General features: G+C 74.0%; 17 protein-coding genes. 13 read left to right on the forward strand and 4 right to left on the reverse strand.

What is annotated here, in order from left to right; genetic code table 11:
• Positions 1-16: 16 nt before the first annotated feature.
• The 5 genes from ACFQ6N_RS16255 to ACFQ6N_RS16275 all read left to right on the forward strand — a co-directional run bounded on the left by ACFQ6N_RS16255 (position 17) and on the right by ACFQ6N_RS16275 (position 3444).
• On the forward strand, positions 17-478 hold the full coding sequence (locus ACFQ6N_RS16255; RefSeq protein ID WP_380649632.1) for an SRPBCC family protein: 462 nt from the start codon (positions 17-19) through the stop codon (positions 476-478).
• A gap of 98 nt (positions 479-576) precedes the next feature.
• The gene (locus tag ACFQ6N_RS16260; RefSeq protein ID WP_380649633.1) at positions 577-1236 is read left to right on the forward strand and encodes a hypothetical protein; all 660 of its coding nucleotides are present in this window, start codon (positions 577-579) and stop codon (positions 1234-1236) included.
• A 124-nt stretch (positions 1237-1360) separates the two neighbouring features.
• A complete protein-coding gene (locus ACFQ6N_RS16265) occupies positions 1361-2155 on the forward strand; it encodes a DsbA family protein (protein WP_380649634.1) in 795 nt (264 codons plus the stop codon).
• Positions 2152-2790, forward strand: a complete 639-nt coding sequence (locus ACFQ6N_RS16270) for a vitamin K epoxide reductase family protein (RefSeq protein WP_380649635.1) — start codon at positions 2152-2154, stop codon at positions 2788-2790. Before ACFQ6N_RS16265 ends, ACFQ6N_RS16270 begins: the two co-directional genes overlap by 4 nt.
• Positions 2791-2859: 69 nt before the next feature.
• Positions 2860-3444 carry a dihydrofolate reductase family protein gene (locus tag ACFQ6N_RS16275; protein WP_380649636.1) on the forward strand — a complete coding sequence of 195 codons (585 nt, stop codon included), beginning with the start codon at positions 2860-2862 and terminating at the stop codon, positions 3442-3444.
• Positions 3445-3493: 49 nt separating this feature from the next.
• On the opposite strand, the gene ACFQ6N_RS16280 is transcribed toward ACFQ6N_RS16275, so the two are convergent.
• A complete protein-coding gene (locus tag ACFQ6N_RS16280; RefSeq protein ID WP_380649637.1) occupies positions 3494-4477 on the reverse strand; it encodes an adenosine deaminase in 984 nt (327 codons plus the stop codon).
• 207 nt (positions 4478-4684) lie between these two features.
• On the opposite strand from ACFQ6N_RS16280, the gene ACFQ6N_RS16285 reads away from it, so the two are divergent.
• Together ACFQ6N_RS16285 and ACFQ6N_RS16290 are read left to right on the forward strand one after the other, a co-directional pair.
• Positions 4685-4966, forward strand: a complete 282-nt coding sequence (locus ACFQ6N_RS16285) for a DUF6158 family protein (RefSeq protein WP_380649639.1) — start codon at positions 4685-4687, stop codon at positions 4964-4966.
• Between the two features lie 220 nt (positions 4967-5186).
• Complete coding sequence (locus ACFQ6N_RS16290) at positions 5187-6575, forward strand: NADP-dependent succinic semialdehyde dehydrogenase (RefSeq protein WP_380649641.1); 1389 nt, start codon at positions 5187-5189, stop codon at positions 6573-6575.
• 63 nt (positions 6576-6638) lie between these two features.
• Here the strand turns inward: ACFQ6N_RS16290 and ACFQ6N_RS16295 are convergent, their stop codons facing one another.
• Positions 6639-6932: a hypothetical protein gene (locus ACFQ6N_RS16295; RefSeq protein ID WP_380649642.1), complete on the reverse strand. Its 294-nt coding sequence runs from the start codon at positions 6930-6932 to the stop codon at positions 6639-6641.
• Positions 6933-6979: 47 nt separating this feature from the next.
• On the reverse strand, positions 6980-7960 hold the full coding sequence (locus ACFQ6N_RS16300; RefSeq protein WP_380649643.1) for a Ku protein: 981 nt from the start codon (positions 7958-7960) through the stop codon (positions 6980-6982).
• A gap of 176 nt (positions 7961-8136) precedes the next feature.
• On the opposite strand from ACFQ6N_RS16300, the gene ACFQ6N_RS16305 reads away from it, so the two are divergent.
• From ACFQ6N_RS16305 to ACFQ6N_RS16315, 3 genes are all read left to right on the forward strand, one after another.
• Positions 8137-8373: a hypothetical protein gene (locus ACFQ6N_RS16305; RefSeq protein ID WP_380649644.1), complete on the forward strand. Its 237-nt coding sequence runs from the start codon at positions 8137-8139 to the stop codon at positions 8371-8373.
• A gap of 258 nt (positions 8374-8631) precedes the next feature.
• Positions 8632-10068 carry an amino acid permease gene (locus tag ACFQ6N_RS16310; protein ID WP_380649645.1) on the forward strand — a complete coding sequence of 479 codons (1437 nt, stop codon included), beginning with the start codon at positions 8632-8634 and terminating at the stop codon, positions 10066-10068.
• 262 nt (positions 10069-10330) lie between these two features.
• Positions 10331-11512: a helix-turn-helix domain-containing protein gene (locus tag ACFQ6N_RS16315; protein WP_380649646.1), complete on the forward strand. Its 1182-nt coding sequence runs from the start codon at positions 10331-10333 to the stop codon at positions 11510-11512.
• Between the two features lie 99 nt (positions 11513-11611).
• Here the strand turns inward: ACFQ6N_RS16315 and ACFQ6N_RS16320 are convergent, their stop codons facing one another.
• A complete protein-coding gene (locus ACFQ6N_RS16320; protein WP_380649647.1) occupies positions 11612-12400 on the reverse strand; it encodes a serine protease in 789 nt (262 codons plus the stop codon).
• A 186-nt stretch (positions 12401-12586) separates the two neighbouring features.
• Here ACFQ6N_RS16320 and ACFQ6N_RS16325 point away from each other — a divergent pair, with 186 nt between their 5' ends.
• The 3 genes from ACFQ6N_RS16325 to ACFQ6N_RS16335 all read left to right on the forward strand — a co-directional run bounded on the left by ACFQ6N_RS16325 (position 12587) and on the right by ACFQ6N_RS16335 (position 15902).
• The gene (locus tag ACFQ6N_RS16325) at positions 12587-13447 is read left to right on the forward strand and encodes an EI24 domain-containing protein (protein WP_380649649.1); all 861 of its coding nucleotides are present in this window, start codon (positions 12587-12589) and stop codon (positions 13445-13447) included.
• A 533-nt stretch (positions 13448-13980) separates the two neighbouring features.
• Complete coding sequence (locus ACFQ6N_RS16330; RefSeq protein WP_380649650.1) at positions 13981-14649, forward strand: transglycosylase SLT domain-containing protein; 669 nt, start codon at positions 13981-13983, stop codon at positions 14647-14649.
• 248 nt (positions 14650-14897) lie between these two features.
• Positions 14898-15902, forward strand: coding sequence for a glycosyltransferase family 2 protein (locus ACFQ6N_RS16335; RefSeq protein WP_380649651.1), 1005 nt, complete (start codon positions 14898-14900; stop codon positions 15900-15902).
• Positions 15903-15988: the final 86 nt, after the last annotated feature.

Consider the following 15988-nt stretch of genomic DNA (forward strand, 5'->3'; position numbering starts at 1 on the left):
GAGGTACCCCGCCACCATGAGCACCCTTGAGGAACAGATCGACATCTCCGTCCCGGTCCTCGCGGCCTGGGAGCAGCTGCACCGGGTGCACGAGTACCCGCGGTTCGTCGACGGCGTCCGCAGCGCCCACCCGCACGGGCGCAACCTCGCGCACCTCGGGGTGGCGGTCGGCGGCGGCGAGCGCTCGGTGGACACCGAGATCACCGACCGGGGCCGGGGCCGGGTGATGGCCTGGCGGACGCTGGACTCGCTCCGGCTGCGCGGCGCCGTCGCCCTGCTGCCGCTTGACGCCCGGCACACCCGTTTGCAGATCCGGGTGGAGTACGACCCGGACGCGGTGCACCGGGAGTTCGGCGGGCCGCGCGGCTTCGCCCAGGCGGGGGCGATCGAGCGCACGGTCCGGGCGGACCTGCGGCACTTCCGGGAGCTGGTCGAGGCGCGGGTGAGCGCCGCCGACGACCGGCCGCGGCACCCGTAAGCAGCGCATAAGCCCAGCTCAGCGCGAGTGGTGAGGCTCTTCACAGGGTGCCGCCGAGCAGACCGTTCCAGTTTCAACCTGTGGCAGACTCGAACCCCATGGACATCGGCCCGGTCACCAGGACGCTCCGCGCGGCGGTCTTCGCCGCGCTGGTCGTGCTGCTCGCCGGGCTCGGCCAGGTGCTGGTCACCGGCCGGGCGCTGCCGGTCGGCCCGATGGTCCTGGCCTCGGTCGCCGTGTTCGCGGTGGCCCTCGCCGCGGCCGGTCGTGAGCGCGGCTTCCCGGCGGTCGCCGCGGTGTTCCTGCCGTTGGAGCTGGGCGTCAGCGCGCTGTTCGACCTCGCCCAGACCAGTTGCCCCTCGCTTCCGCCCGGCGCCGGGCACGGCCTCCAGCCGCTGCTGTGCGGCGGCGGCTCGCTCGGCGGCTTCCTGCTCGGCCACGGCGTCTCCCAGCAGGTCGGCGTACTGCTGCTCCTGCTGCTGCACACGGTGATCGCCCTGGCGGGCGCGTACTGGCTGCGCCGCGCGGACGCCGCGCTGGCCGGCCTCGCCGGTGCCGTCCGGATGCTGGGCGAGTTCCTGCACCGGCACCTCCCGGCCGCCGCCCGCTGGCTGCTGCTGCGCGCCGCGCCCGTCCCGGCCCGCCCGGTGGCGCGGGTGCCGTTCCCCCGGGCCAGCCGCGTGCTGGTCCCCGCCGAGGACGTCGTCGTCCGTCCGGCCGTCCGGCGCGGTCCGCCGGTGTTCGCCCCGGCCGTCTGAGCCCGGCCGCCCGGCCCGAGCCCCCGCTCCGCCGCGGCGCCCCCGCCCATCCGGCTGCCTCTCCCCCGCGCGCCCGACCGGCCGCGCCCGTACCCGTACGCCCGAGAGCACAGGACGACACCCCATGAGCAACACCCGCAAGACCGACAACAGGGCCTCCGCCACCGACCGCATGCGCGCCGCCCGGGCCCAGGCCGAGCGTTCCGACCGGATCCGCCGCCGGGTGGTGGTCGGCGCCGCCTCCGCCGCCGTGCTCGCCCTCGCGGCGGGCGTGGCCTTCGCCGTGGGCGGCTCCTCGGGCTCCGGCTCGGACACCGCCGCGAACGGCCCGCTGGTCGTCCCCGCCAACGCGACCGGCGACGGCGGCACGGTGATCACCTACGGCAAGGCGGACGCCCCGCACACCCTGGAGGTCTACGAGGACTTCCGCTGCCCGTTCTGCGAGCAGCTGGAGACCACCACCGGGAAGACCATCCAGCAGCTCGCCGACGCCGGGACGTACAAGGTCGAGTACCACCTGGCGACGTTCCTGGACAAGAACCTCGGCGGCAAGGGCTCGCGCACCGCGCTGGCCGCCGCCGGCGCCGCCCTGAACGAGGGCGTGGACAAGTTCAAGCAGTTCCACGACGTGCTGTACGCCAACCAGCCGGACGAGCGCAGCGACGCCTTCGGCGACGTCAACCACGTCCTGGACCTGGCCGGCCAGGTGCCCGGGCTGAAGACCGACGGCTTCGTCAAGGCCGTCCAGGACGGCACCTACGCGCCGTGGGCGGCCAAGGTGAACGCGGAGTTCGACAAGAGCGACGTCACCGGCACCCCGACCGTCAAGCTGGACGGCAAGAAGCTGGACGTCCTCACCAACGGCAAGGCCGTCTCCCCCGAGCAGTTCACCGCGATGGTCAAGCAGGTGACCGGGTGACCCCCGCCGCCCCCGCGGCCCCCGCCGCCACCACCACCACGCGGACCGTCGGCGCGAGCCGCCCGTTCGCCTGGCTGCTGCTGATCGGCGGCGCGGTCGGCCTGTTCGCCTCGGCGGTCCTCACGCTGGACAAGATCCGGCTGCTGAAGGACCCGTCGTACGTCCCCAGCTGCAACATCAATCCGATCATCAGCTGCGGCTCGATCATGCGCAGCGACCAGGCCGAGGCCTTCGGCTTCCCCAACTCGCTGATCGGGCTGGTGGCCTTCGGGGTCGTCATCGCGGTCGGCGCCGGGCTGCTCGCGGGGGCGGCGTACCGGCGCTGGTTCTGGCTCGGCCTCCAGGCCGGGACGGTCTTCGGGGTCGGCTTCGTGACCTGGCTGATGTACCAGGCGCTCTACCGGATCGGCGCGCTCTGCCCGTACTGCATGGTGGTGTGGGCCGCGATGATCCCGCTGTTCTGGTACACCACGCTGCACAACCTGCGCTCGGGCGTGATCCCGGTGGGCCCGCGGCTCCGGGTGGCCGTCCGGGAGGCGGTCCGCTACCACTGGGTCGTACCGGCCCTCTGGTACGCGGTGATCGCGCTGCTGGTCCTCGACCGGTTCTGGTACTACTGGAGCACTCTGCTCTGATCCCCCGTCCGCCGTCCTCCCGTACCCCTCGCGGGCAGGGCGGCGGACCATCCCTCCTGGTGGGGCGCCATGCGACGCAGGATCATCCTCTCCGTGTCCGTCTCGGTCGACGGCTACTTCGAGGGCCCGGACCACGACCTCAGCTGGAACCTGGTCGACGACGAGGTGCACACCCACTTCAACCGGGAACTCGCCCGAATGGGTGGTTTCCTTTCCGGCCGGGTGACGCACGAGCTGATGGCCTCCGTCTGGCCGACCGCCGACCAGGACCCGGACGCCGACGGCCCGATGATCGAGTTCGCGGGCATCTGGCGCGCGATGCCGAAGGTCGTCTTCTCCCGGACGCTCGACCGCGCCGACTGGAACACCACGGTCGTCCGCGAGGTCACCCCCGAGTCGATCGCCGCGCTGGCCGCCGGCCCCGGCGGCGACCTCTGCCTGAGCGGCGCCAACCTGGCCGAGTCCTTCCTCGCCCAGGACCTGATCGACGAGTTCCGGATCTACGTCCACCCCGTCGTCCTCGGCCGCGGCACGCTCTTCTTCAGCCCCACCGAGCACTCCACCCCGCTCACCCTGGTCGACAGCCACCGCTTCACCAACGGCGTGACCCTGCTGCACTACACCCGCAACGGCCCGTCACCCCTGGACGGGTGACGGGCCGCGACGGAAGCCGTACCGGTCGGGCGCGGGCGGTCCGGTCCACTCAGAAGGTGAACGCCTCGACCTCCGCCAGGAGTTCGGCCCGCCGCCGCTCGTCGATGAACGAGGCGCGGAACGAGTTGGCCGCCAGCCGCCGCAGGATCTCCTGGTCGAGGCCGAGGGCCTCGCCGACGGCCCGGAAGTTGTCCTCGACGTAGCCGCCGAAGTACGCCGGGTCGTCGGAGTTGACGGTGACCAGCAGACCGGCCTCCAGCATCTCGCTCAGCGGGTGGTCGGCGATCGTGTCGATGCAGCGCAGCCGGACGTTGGAGAGCGGGCACAGGGTCAGCGGGATCTGCTCGCGGACCAGCCGGGCCACCAGTTCGCCGTCCTCCAGGCAGCGCAGCCCGTGGTCGATCCGCTCGACGCCGAGGACGTCCAGCGCCTCGGTGATGTACGAGGGCGGGCCCTCCTCCCCGGCGTGGGCGACGCGCCGCAGCCCGGCCTCGGCGGCCCGGCGGTACACCTCGCGGAACTTCGCCGGCGGGTTGCCGACCTCGGCCGAGTCCAGGCCGATGCCCGCGATCCGGTCGAAGTACGGGCGGGCGGCCTCGAAGGTCTCCAGCGCGGACTCGGCGGACTCGTCCCGCAGGAAGCACATGATCAGCCGGGTGCTGATGCCGTACCGCTCCTCGCTGCGCGACAGCGCCCGGGTCAGCCCCTCCACCACCACGTCCAGCGGCACCCCGCGCGCGGTGTGCGCCTGCGGGTCGAAGAAGATCTCCGCGTGCCGCACGCCCTGCTCCGCGGCCCGGGCCAGGTAGGCGTCGGCGAGGTCCGCGAAGTCGTCCTCGGTGCGCAGCACGGCCATCAGCGCGTAGTACAGGTCCAGGAAGGACTGGAGGTCGCTGAAGGAGTACGCGGTGCGCAGTTCCCCGGTGTCGGCGTACGGCAGCCGGACGCCGTTGCGGGCGGCGAGCTCGAAGGCGAGTTCGGGCTCCAGGGTGCCTTCGATGTGCAGGTGGAGTTCGGCCTTGGGAAGGGGCATCAGCGATCTGTCCGAGCGGTAGCGGGGGAACCCGAAGGTACGGAAGGATTCATCCTACGATCCGGGGGATCACCGCCGGGTCGCGCCGCTCCGACGGCAGGGCCGGGTACCCGCAGGGGTGCCGCACGGGTGTCCGGATCCTCGGGTGTACGGGCGCGGCGGGCCGGGCACCCCGTAGGAGGGGGCTTCCGCCGAGGAGGTACCGAGATGCGGCACGCCGACGCCACGCACATCCGGCCCGAGGGCGTCTCCCCGCACGCTCTGGGCAACGACACGCTCCTGCACGAGCTGGAACAGCTGCACCGGACGCGCCACGAGACCTTCCTGTACGGCTCGGAGGAGGCGCTGAAGCGGCACTCCCTGCGCACCGGGCAGCTGGAGGCCGAGTACCTGCACCGCTTCCCGCTCCGGCAGGTGACCGCCGGACGGACCAGGGCGGGCGCCCGGGCCCGGGAGGCGGCGGCCCGGGTGGAGTCGCTGCCGGAGTGACCCGGCCCGGCCGCGCACCCGGCCGCGCATCCCGTCACGCACCCCGTCCGGACACCTGACGGGGCACCCGACGGCGCGCCCGGGGGCGTACCCGACGGGACGGGCGCCAGGGAGCGCCCGGGCGGGACACGCCGGGCGCGCGGTGGCGTGCCCGGGGCCGGGCCGTCGGGGAGGGTGTGAGGGCAGACGCACCGGACCCAGACCCCCTCGGGAGCCCCGCATGCCCATCGCCAGCGTCAACCCCGCGACCGGCGAGACCCTGGAGACCTTCGAACCGCTCGACGCGGCCGGCATCGAGCGGCGGCTGGCCCGGGCCGAGGCCGCGTTCCACGGCTACCGCACCAGCCCGTTCGCGGCCCGCGCCGAGCTGATGCGCCGGGCGGCCGACCTGCTGGACCAGGACCGGGAGACGGTCGCCCGGACCATGACCGAGGAGATGGGCAAGCCGCTCGCCGCCGCCCGGGCCGAGGCCGCCAAGTGCGCCAAGGCGATGCGCTGGTACGCCGACCACGCGGAGGAACTCCTCGCCGACGAGCACCCGGCCCCGGCCGACGTCGCCGACTCGGGCGCCTCCCGGGCCTACGTCCGCTACCGCCCGATCGGTCCGGTGCTGGCGGTGATGCCGTGGAACTTCCCCTTCTGGCAGGTGATCCGGTTCGCGGCGCCGGCCCTGATGGCGGGCAACGTCGGCCTGCTGAAGCACGCGTCCAACGTGCCGCGCACGGCGGTGGCGCTGGAGCGGCTGTTCGAGCGGGCCGGGTTCCCGGAGGGCTGCTTCCAGACCCTGCTGATCGGCTCGGGCGCGGTCGAGGCCGTCGTCCGGGACCCCCGGGTCGCCGCCGTCACCCTGACCGGCAGCGAGCCGGCCGGACGGGCGGTGGCGTCCGCCGCGGCCGACGAGGTCAAGAAGGCCGTGCTGGAACTGGGCGGCAGCGACCCGTACGTGGTGCTGCCGAGCGCCGACGTGGACGCCGCGGTCGGCACCGCCGTCCGGGCCCGGGTGCAGAACAACGGTCAGTCCTGCATCGCCGCCAAGCGCTTCATCGTGCACACCGACGTCTACGAGCGCTTCACCGCCGGCTTCACCGAGGCGATGCGCGCGCTGCGGGTCGGCGACCCGATGGACGAGGCCACCGACGTCGGCCCGCTGGCCAGCCGGCAGGGCCGGGACGACCTGGAGGAACTGGTCGAGGACGCCCGGACGCACGGCGCCCGGGTGGAGTGCGGCGGCGGGCGCCCGGAGGGCTGGGACACCGGCTGGTTCTACGAGCCGACGGTGCTGACCGGCATCACCCCGGCGATGCGGATCCACCAGGAGGAGACCTTCGGCCCGGTCGCCACCGTCTACCGGGTGGCCGACCTGGACGAGGCGGTCGCCGTCGCCAACGACACCCCGTTCGGCCTGAGCGCCAACGTCTGGACCACGGACGAGGCCGAGCAGCAGCGCTTCGTCCGCGACATCCAGGCCGGCGGGGTGTTCTTCAACGGGATGACCGCCTCCCACCCGGCGCTGCCGTTCGGCGGCGTCAAGCGCTCCGGCTTCGGCCGGGAGCTGTCCGGGCACGGGATCCGGGAGTTCTGCAACGTCACCACGGTGTGGATCGGCTGAGCGCTCCCGGGTCCCGCCGGGGCGGCCGGGTCAGATCGGCCCGGCCGGGTCGGCCGCGTCGGGTCAGGCCGCCATCCGGTGCCTGCCCCGGCCGGGCGTCATCCAGCGGGCGAGCACACCGCCCATGGCGATGACCGTCAGGCCCCAGAAGATCGCCATCAGCACCAGCATCGGCAGCAGGCTCACCTGGGCGGCGACCATGCCGAGGCCGACCGAGAGCGCGATCATGAACGTCACCACAGTGGGGCTGAGGGTGAGCAGCCAGTGCCACGCGCGGTGCCCGAAGCCTCGGTTCTTCTGCGCTTCGGGCCCGGCGTCGAGTTCGGCGTCGAGTTCCTTGTAGGTCAGCAGGTCCATCGGGACCGCCTCCAATGCTGGACGGGAGGGTCGACCTGGCCCGGAGGTCAGGAGGCCTTGCGCGGGGCCGTGGGCTTCCGGCCGGTGGTCTTCTTCGCCGCAGACGTCTTCACGGCGGACGTCTTCGCGGCGGACGTCTTCACGGCGGTCCCGGTGCTCTTCTTCGCGGGCGCGCGTCGGCGCGCGGCGGGCTTCTCCTCCGGTGCCGGCTCCGGCTCCGTACCCGGGTCGGACCCGGCGGGCGGCCTCCGCCCGCCCTTGGCCTGCTTGAGGCTGCTGCGCAGCGCCTCCATCAGGTCGATCACGTTGTCCGGGGCCTCGCCGGACTCCTCCTCGTGCGGGATCTCGACGCCTTCGAGCCGGGCGGTGATCACCTGCTGGAGGGCCTGCTGGTAGTCGTCGTGCAGCTGGGACAGGTCGAAGTCCTCGGAGAGGGTGTCCATCAGCGACCGCGCCATCTTCAGCTCCTGCGGCCGGACGGTGACCTCCTCCTCGGGTGCGATCCCGGCCGCCGGGCGGACCTCGTCGGGCCAGATGCAGGTCTGGAGCACCAGCGTGTTGTCGTGCACCCGCAGCACCGCCGGGGACTCCCGGGTGCGCAGCGCGATCTTGGTGACCGCGATCTGCCCGGACTCGGTGAGCGCGTCGCGCAGGAGCGCGTACGGCTTGGCGGCGGCCTTGTCGGCGACGCCCACGTAGTAGGCCTTGGAGAACATCAGCGGGTCGATCTCGCGCTCGTCGACGAAGGCCAGTACGTCGATGATCTTCTTGCTGGGCAGCGGCAGGTCCGCGAGGTCCTCGTCGCTGAGCGTGACGGTCCGCCCGTCGGGGGACTCGTAGCCCTTGGCGATCTCCGCGTACGGGACTTCCTTCTCCTCCTGCTCGCAGTACCGCTTCATCCGCACCCGGCCGCCGTCCTTGGCGTGCACCTGGTGCAGCGGGACGTCGTGCTCCTGGGTCGCGGAGTACAGGTGGACGGGGATGCTGACCAGCCCGAAGCTGATCGTCCCCTTCCAGGTGGTCTGCATGGGGTCGCTCCTGACCGGCGCCGGGAACCGGCCGGCACCGAGGACGCTCGGGGAGTGCTCCGGGGAGGACCGCTCCGGGGAGGGCCTTCCGGGGGATGCCCCGAGAATCCCACTCTGCCCGGATTTGCTCCGATCGGCCACACCGCGCCCACAATGGGCCGAGGAGGTCGATGCGGATGACCGCGACGCACCGGGCCGGGCACGCTCCGCCACCGGACCGCACGACGTACCGGGTGACCTACACCGCGCTCGGGGAGGTGCGCCGGGACGAGGTCACGGTGGTGCCCGGGTACTCGCAGGAGAGCGACATCCCGCGGATCCTGGCCGCCCGCCTCTCCGGCCGGCTCGCGGGCCGTCCGCCCGGGCGCCCGCCGGAGATCGTGGTGCTCCGACTGCGCGCGGTCCGGCCCTGAACCGGCCCCGGGCCGACCCCGGACAGGCCCCGGGCAGGCCTCGCAAAGCCTGACGATGCGTCAGATCTGAGCTTTCCATGACACCGGTTCACCCGCGCTGACCTGGTCTTTTATGTCCGGTAAGCGAACAGTTATCAAAGCCTTGTTCCGATACTCGGGCGTAGAAGTTAGGTTGCACCGCAATGCGCGGGTCTGTCCCCCCACCCTGTGGCGACGAGCCGAGGGTCGCCGCGCTGGAAAGGCACAGGGCACCCTCAGATGAGTGCGAACACCACCGAGCCGACGACCGCCGACCGGGCTCCCCACCAGGCCGGACCCCCCGGGCACGGCGACGGCCACCTGAAGGCCGGGCTCAAGAACCGCCACCTGTCGATGATCGCCATCGGCGGCGTGATCGGCGCCGGCCTGTTCGTCGGCTCCGGCGCGGGCATCGCGTCCACCGGCCCCGGCATCCTGCTCTCCTACGCCCTGGCCGGCGCGCTGGTCGTGCTGGTGATGCGGATGCTCGGCGAGATGGCCGCGGCCGACCCGCAGAGCGGCTCCTTCTCGGCGTACGCGGACCGCGCGCTGGGCCGCTGGGCCGGGTTCTCCATCGGCTGGCTGTACTGGTTCTTCTGGGTCGTGGTGCTCGCGGTCGAGGCGACGGCCGGCGCGAAGATCCTCAACCAGTGGGTGCCCGGCGTGCCGCAGTGGGGCTGGGCGCTGATCGTGATGGCGGTGCTGACCGCCACCAACCTGTTCTCGGTGGCCTCCTACGGCGAGTTCGAGTTCTGGTTCGCCGGGATCAAGGTCGTCGCGATCGCCGCCTTCCTGGTGATCGGCATCCTCGCCGCCTTCGGCCTGCTGCCCGGCACCCACGCGGTCGGCGCCGGCAACCTGACCGGCCACGGCGGCTTCCTGCCGCACGGGGTGGGCGCGGTGTTCACCGGCATGCTGACCGTGGTCTTCGCCTTCATGGGCAGCGAGATCGTCACCCTGGCCGCCGGCGAGTCGGAGGACCCGCAGAAGGCCGTGACCAAGGCCACCAACAGCGTGATCTGGCGCATCGGGATCTTCTACCTGGGCTCGATCCTGCTCGTGGTCACCCTGCTGCCCTGGGACTCGGCCGCGGTCAAGGCCAGCCCGTACGTGGCGGTGCTGGACCACATCGGCATTCCCGGCGCCGGCCAGGTGATGGACGTGATCGTGCTGACGGCAGTGCTCTCCTGCCTCAACTCCGGGATGTACACGGCCTCCCGGATGGCCTTCTCGCTCGGCCAGCGCGGTGACGCCCCGAAGGCCTTCGCGAAGGTGACCGCGCGCGGCGTGCCGCGGGTGGCCATCCTCTCCTCGGTGGTCTTCGGCTTCGTCGCCGTCTTCTTCAACTACACCTCGCCGGACACGGTGTTCGCCTTCCTCCTCAACTCCTCCGGTGCGGTCGCGCTCTTCGTCTGGCTGGTGATCTGTGCCACCCAGCTGCGGATGCGCAAGATCATCGAGCGGGAGATGCCCGAGCGGCTGACCGTCCGGATGTGGCTGTACCCGTACCTGACCTGGACCGCGATGGGCATGATCGGGTTCGTGATGGTCTACATGTTCACCGACGCCGACGGGCGCAAGCAGATGTACCTGTCGCTGGTCGCCGCGGCGATCGTGCTGGCGGCCTCGGCCGTGGTGGGCCGACGGCGACGGGCGGCGGTGGCGGCGGGGTCCTGACCCGTCCGCACCGCGCGGGAACGCCGGGCCCGGAAGCCTCTTCGGAGGCCTCCGGGCCCGGTGCCGTTTCCCGGAGTCGACTACCGGTGCCGCTTCCCCGAGTCGACCGCCGGGGCCGCCTCCCGGGGCCGTTGTCCGGTGCCGCGCCGGGCCGGCATCGGCGCAGCCCCGGCGCACCACAGTTTGACCAAGGCACGTCAAGGGGGATACCTGGGCATGGCGCTCCCCCACGAGCGTCCCCCCACCCTCCCCGGGAGACCCCGTGCCGTCCCTGCCCGCCCCCATGTCGCCCCCGTCGCCCCGACCACGCGCGGAACCCGAGTCCGCGCGCCTGCGGTTCGGGCGCCGGCTGCGCCACTGGCGCGAGGCCCGCGGCCTCAGCCAGACCGAGTTCGGCCGCCTGCTCGGCTACCACAACTCACTGATCAGCCGGGTGGAGAACGCCCGCCGCTGGCCGCCGCCCGGGCTTCCCGTCCGGGCCGATGAACTCCTGCTCGCCGGTGGCGAGTTGGCCGGACTGTGGCCGGCCGTCCGACAGGAGCGCGAACGCCTCGGCGAACTCGCCGGCACCGCCCGGCCGCCGCTCACCGGCGCCACCGCCCCGCCGGACCCGGTCACCGTCGAGGTGCTCGCCCACCTGCTCGCCGGCTACCGCACCGCCGGCGGACGGATCGGCGGCGAGGAACTGGCCGCCGTCCTGGAACACCACGCCCGCACCCTGGCCGGCTGGCAGCACACCGCCCCCCGCGAGAGCCTGGCCGCCATCCGCTCGCTCGCCGCCCAGTACGCCGAACTCGCCGGCTGGGCCCACTTCGAGGGCGACCGCTGCGCCCGCGCGCTCGACTGGTACACCACCGGCCTGGAATGGGCCCGCGCGACCGGCGACCGGGCCACCACCGCCACACTGCTCGCCCGGCAGAGCACCCTGCACTGGTGGAGCGGCGACCCGGCCAACGCGCTCGCCCTGGCCGAGGCCGCCCGCGCCGCCGCCCCTCCCCTGCCGGAACCCCGGGCCTGGGCCGCCGTCGCCAAGGCGCACGCCCACGCGCTCCTCGGCGAGGCACCGCAGGTGCGCCAGGCACTCGCGGACGCCCGGCGGCTGACCACGGCCGCACTGCGCTCCGGCGAGCCCACCCCCTGGTCGGCCCGCGCCGACCTGGTCCTGGCCGTCGCGCACGGCACCTGCCATCGGGACCTCTCGGTCCACACCGGCCGCGCCGCCCACGCCCGCATCGCGGCGGCCCGCCTGGAGGCCGCTCTGGCACTCCTCGACCCGGCGGCCCACCCACGCGACCACGCCCTGGTCACCGCCCGCCTCGCCGGCGCCCAGGCCCGCGCCGGGCGGCGCGACGCCGCCACCACCCTGCTCGCCCGCCTGCCCCCGGGCGCCACCGGCCGCATCGCCCGGGAGCAGCACCGCGCCCGCGAGTGGCTGCGCGGCTGAGCCTCCGGGCACGGAAGTCGCCGCGCGGCCGAGCGTCCGGGCACGGCGAGGGGGCCGCCCACCGCCTGGGGGTGCGGTGGCCGGCCCCTCGTGACCGGATCAGAGCCCGGCCGCCGCCGCCGCGATGTCGGCCGCGTAGGTGCTCACCTGGGTGTAGACGCCCGGGTACCCGGGGCGGGCGCAGCCGTTGCCCCAGCTGACGATGCCGACCTGGACCCAGCGGCCGGCCGTGTCCCGGCGGACCATCGGCCCGCCGGAGTCGCCCTGGCAGGTGTCGACGCCGCCCCGGTCGACGTAGCCGGCGCAGAGCGAGCCCGCGGTGTTCAGGCCCGGGTAGGCGCCGGCGCAGGTGGCGTCGTCGACGAACGGCACGGTGGCCTTGAGCAGGTACCGCTGCTGGGCGCCGCCCTCACTCGCGGCGCCCCAGCCCATGATGGTGAAGGTGCCGTTGTCGTAAGCGGTGGAGGTGGCGATCGGCAGGGTGCTGACCAGGCTGCTGTTCACCGGCGAGGCCAGCTTGATCAGCGCCCAGTCGTCGCCGTTCTCGGCGCCGGTGAAGGCGGGCGACTGGTAGACGTACGAGGAGCCGACCTTGATCGCGCTGCCGCTGCGCAGGTCGGCCGCGCCGAGGGTCGCGGTGATGCTGCTGTCGGCACCGGTGCCGTCGACGCAGTGGGCGGCGGTGAGCACGATCTGCGGGGTGTAGAGCGCGCCGCCGCAGCCCATCGAGAGCCGCACCACGAACGGGAACTCGCCCTGCGCCGCCCGCGTGCCGCCGACCACGGTCGGCGAGGGTGCGGGCCCGGCGGCGGCGGGCAGTGCGAGCACGCCGGCGCCGAGCACCACTGCGGCCAGTAGGCTGACGAGCCTGCCGAGTTGACGCTTCATCAGGTTCCTCCTTGCAGGTGGGGGAAGACCGAGAGTGCCCCGGCGGGCGGCGCGACAGGAGGGGCCCGGCCTTGCCGGATCGTACTGGCAGGAACACGACAATGCGGGTTCCGGGTACGGCGGCCCCGCCGAGGCCGTACGGACGCCGCACGGGGACCCACGGCGGGCCCTATAGGGTGATCGCCCATGCGGGATCTTGTGGCGGGGATGAAGTACCTGATCGACGGCCAGCGCTGGGTCGGCCGGCACGGCCGCTGGTGGGGTTTCGGAATGCTGCCCGCCCTGGTCTCCCTGGTCGGCTACGGCGTCGCGCTCGCCTTCCTCGCCGCCCGCTCCGGGGACCTCGCCGGGTGGGCCACCCCCTTCGCCGACCACTGGGCCTCACCCTGGCGGACCCTGCTGCGCGACGCGCTCGCGGCGGTCCTCTTCGGCGGCGGCCTCCTGCTCTCCCTGCTCACCTTCACCGCCGTCACGCTGCTGGTCGGGCAGCCCTTCTACGAGGCGCTCTGCGCCGAGGTCGACGAGACCGAGGGCGGCGCGCCCACCCCGCCGGACACCCCGCTCTGGCGCGAACTGCTGGTCGCCGCGCGTGACAGCGCGGCCGTACTGCTGCGGGTGGCCGCGTTCGGCGCGGTCCTGTTCGTCTGCGGGTTCATCCCGGTGGTCGGGCAGACGGTCGTCCCGGCCCTCGGCTTCCTGGTCTCCGGCTTCTTCCTGACCGTCGAGCTGACGGCCGTCGCCCTCCAGCGGCGCGGGGTGCCGCAGCCCGAGCGGATCCGGCTGCTGCGGGCACGCCTCGGGCTGGCCCTGGGCTTCGGCACGCCGCTGGTGCTGGCCTTCCTGGTGCCACTGGTGACGGTGCCCGCCATGCCGGGGGCCGTCGCCGGGGCCACCCTGCTGGCCCGCGACCTCGTCCCGACCGGGCCGGACGACGAGGACGGCGCCGAGGGGGGTGCCGAGGGGAACACCGAGCGGGACGCCGCCCAGGAGCCGTCCGCCGCCGCGACCGCGCGGCCCGCGCCCGGGGCCCCGCACCCGGCCCCCTGAATCCGTGACCACCCGGTCACGCTGCGCCGATCCCGCGCCGACGCGGGTGTGAGGCCGCCCACAGGGCGTTCGGCATCTACGACCCCCGCTAGTGGACGGTCGCCGCACGGTGTCCGCCCGGCGGCCGCGACCGTGGGCCGTCCGGGCGCCGGGCGCGCACGTCCCGCCTGAAGAACCCAGGCCACCACGCCTGTCGCCCTTCCGTTCCGTCCGCGGCACCGGCTCACGGCCCCCGGGTGTGCAATTCGGACACTTCCTGTCAAATCCGCGACCGGGGCCCGTCGCGGCCACCGCGTTGCCACTACTGACCGTAGTAGCGATTGCCTTTGCCACCCGTCGCGCACCCTGCCAAGAATGGCCCGTCGCCCAGCACGGCCGACCAGGTCCGCCGTGCAGCCCGCCGCCCCCGCCGTCAGCGCCGGGGCGCCACGGCCGTCCCCGACGGCCGCGCGGGCCCCGCTCCCCCGGAGCCCGCGCGATGCCCCGTGTCCGGCACACCGGCACGGCCCCGACGGAGAAGGAACGCCCGCTTCATGCAGCTCAGCCATGCCCGCCGCAACTCCCTGATCACCGGTGTCGCCACCCTCGTGGTCGCGAGCGCGGCCACCGCCGCCCTCGCCATCCCGCAGGCCGGGAACACCGTCGAGGCCGCCGCCCCCGCGGCCGTCGTCTCGCTGGACGGCAAGCCGGTCGCCGACCAGCTCCAGGTCGACACCGCCGCCGCCGACCAGCAGGCCGCCCAGGCCGCTCAGGAAGCCCAGGTCCGGGCCGAGGCGGAGGCCGCCGCCCAGGCGCAGGCCCAGGCCGAAGCGCAGGCACAGGCGCAGGCCCAGGCGGACGCCAAGGCCAAGGCCGACGCCGACGCCGCCGCGTCCCGCTCCCAGGAGCGCCAGAACCTCGCCGCCGCCACCTACTCCGGCACCCCGCAGCAGATCGCCGCGCAGATCGTCCCGGCCGGCCAGCTGCAGTGCTTCAGCAACATCGTGTTCCGCGAGAGCAGCTGGAACCCGATGGCCGTCAACTCCTCCTCCGGCGCCTACGGCCTGGTCCAGGCCCTGCCGGGCTCCAAGATGGCCTCCGCCGGAGCCGACTGGCGCACCAACCCGGCCACCCAGATCAAGTGGGGCCTCGACTACATGAACACCCGCTACGGCAGCCCCTGCGGCGCCTGGTCGTTCTGGCAGTCGCACCACTGGTACTGAGCCGACCCCCGCTCGGCCGGGGCCCGCGACGCACTGCCGCGTCGCGGGCCCCGTCGCGCTCCCACCAGGCAGGACGGCCTACGGCGCACTGCCGCCCGGCTCCGGCCCGGCCCGCCGTCCGGCGTGTACACGCCCGGAAGGCGGCGTGAAGATATGGCGTACGGTCGTACGATTTGACGCCAATTGCTCGGAATTACGGGCCGTCAGGGCTTTGCCACGGTTCGCGGTCCCTCTTACGCTCCGGCGTCATGCCCTCACCCCTGATCAGCGTCGTGCTCCCCGCCTACGACCGGCACGAACAGCTCGCCGACTGCCTGGACTCGCTGCTCGCGCAGTCCCTGGCCGACGTCGAGGTGATCGTGGTCGCCGACCGCTCCCCCGAGACCGCGGGCGGGCTCGCCGACGCCTACGCGGCGCGGCACCCCCGGGTGTCCGCGCTGCACCTGAACGCCGCCGTCGGGGTCGGGGTGAGCCGGAACGCGGGGGCCGCGCGGGCGACCGGCGACTACCTGCTGTTCCTCGACGCCGACCACCTGCTGCCCCGGGACGCGCTCCAGGCCCTCGCCGACCGCCTCCGGCAAACCGGACCGGTGGACGTGCTGCTGTTCGGCCACTCCCGCCGGCACCAGGACCGGGACTGGCCGGGCGGGGCCGAGGCCCTGCTCGCCGAGGCCGGCCCCGAGGCGTTCGCCCCCTTCGACCGGCCCGCGCTGTTCGGCGCCCCGCCGCTCGCCTGGGACCGGCTGATCCGCCGCGGCCACTGGGAGGAGCTGGGGCTCGCCTTCCCGACCGGCCGCTACGAGGAGGTCCCGGTCGTGCACGCGGCCCTGCTCGGCGCGCGGCAGGCCGCCGTGCTGGCGCGCGAGTGCGTCCAGCTCCGGCGCCGCGAGACCGTCCACCCGGCGAGCGGGCCCGGCAGCAGCGTCTTCGACCTGTTCGAGCAGTACGAGCGCAGCTTCGCCCTGCTGGAGGACCAGCCGCACCTGTACGCGGTGCGGGACGCGCTGTTCGTCCGGATGGTCCGGCACTACCTGTTCGTCTTCGACCTCGCGGGCTGCGTCACCCGCGCCGAGCGGCCGCAGTTCTTCCACCGGGCCGCCGAGCACCACCGCCGCTTCCAGCCGCCCGGCCACCGGCGGCCGGGCGGACGCGAGGGGATCAAGTTCTCGCTGCTCGCGGGCGGCGCCTACCCGGCGTTCGAGGTCGCCAAGCTCTCCCACATCGCGCGCGGCACCCTCACCGGGCGGAAGTAGCGGCCGCGGCTGCGGCGGCCCGGGAGCTCCGGGAGCGCTCCGGGGCCCGGGGCCGCCGGACGGCCGAGCGCGCCACCGGACACCCC

This window comes from Kitasatospora sp. NPDC056446 (assembly GCF_042796115.1).
In the GTDB taxonomy this organism is placed as follows: Bacteria; Actinomycetota; Actinomycetes; order Streptomycetales; family Streptomycetaceae; genus Kitasatospora.

Coding starts and splice junctions, on each gene's coding strand:
- ACFQ6N_RS16310 (WP_380649645.1), top strand. CDS start 8,632: ATGAGTGCGAACACCACCGAGCCGACGACCGCCGACCGGGCTCCCCAC.
- ACFQ6N_RS16280 (WP_380649637.1), bottom strand. CDS start 4,477: ATGCCCCTTCCCAAGGCCGAACTCCACCTGCACATCGAAGGCACCCTG.
- ACFQ6N_RS16290 (WP_380649641.1), top strand. CDS start 5,187: ATGCCCATCGCCAGCGTCAACCCCGCGACCGGCGAGACCCTGGAGACC.
- ACFQ6N_RS16285 (WP_380649639.1), top strand. CDS start 4,685: ATGCGGCACGCCGACGCCACGCACATCCGGCCCGAGGGCGTCTCCCCG.
- ACFQ6N_RS16260 (WP_380649633.1), top strand. CDS start 577: ATGGACATCGGCCCGGTCACCAGGACGCTCCGCGCGGCGGTCTTCGCC.
- ACFQ6N_RS16335 (WP_380649651.1), top strand. CDS start 14,898: ATGCCCTCACCCCTGATCAGCGTCGTGCTCCCCGCCTACGACCGGCAC.
- ACFQ6N_RS16325 (WP_380649649.1), top strand. CDS start 12,587: ATGCGGGATCTTGTGGCGGGGATGAAGTACCTGATCGACGGCCAGCGC.
- ACFQ6N_RS16265 (WP_380649634.1), top strand. CDS start 1,361: ATGAGCAACACCCGCAAGACCGACAACAGGGCCTCCGCCACCGACCGC.
- ACFQ6N_RS16255 (WP_380649632.1), top strand. CDS start 17: ATGAGCACCCTTGAGGAACAGATCGACATCTCCGTCCCGGTCCTCGCG.
- ACFQ6N_RS16330 (WP_380649650.1), top strand. CDS start 13,981: ATGCAGCTCAGCCATGCCCGCCGCAACTCCCTGATCACCGGTGTCGCC.
- ACFQ6N_RS16305 (WP_380649644.1), top strand. CDS start 8,137: ATGACCGCGACGCACCGGGCCGGGCACGCTCCGCCACCGGACCGCACG.
- ACFQ6N_RS16300 (WP_380649643.1), bottom strand. CDS start 7,960: ATGCAGACCACCTGGAAGGGGACGATCAGCTTCGGGCTGGTCAGCATC.
- ACFQ6N_RS16320 (WP_380649647.1), bottom strand. CDS start 12,400: ATGAAGCGTCAACTCGGCAGGCTCGTCAGCCTACTGGCCGCAGTGGTG.
- ACFQ6N_RS16295 (WP_380649642.1), bottom strand. CDS start 6,932: ATGGACCTGCTGACCTACAAGGAACTCGACGCCGAACTCGACGCCGGG.
- ACFQ6N_RS16275 (WP_380649636.1), top strand. CDS start 2,860: ATGCGACGCAGGATCATCCTCTCCGTGTCCGTCTCGGTCGACGGCTAC.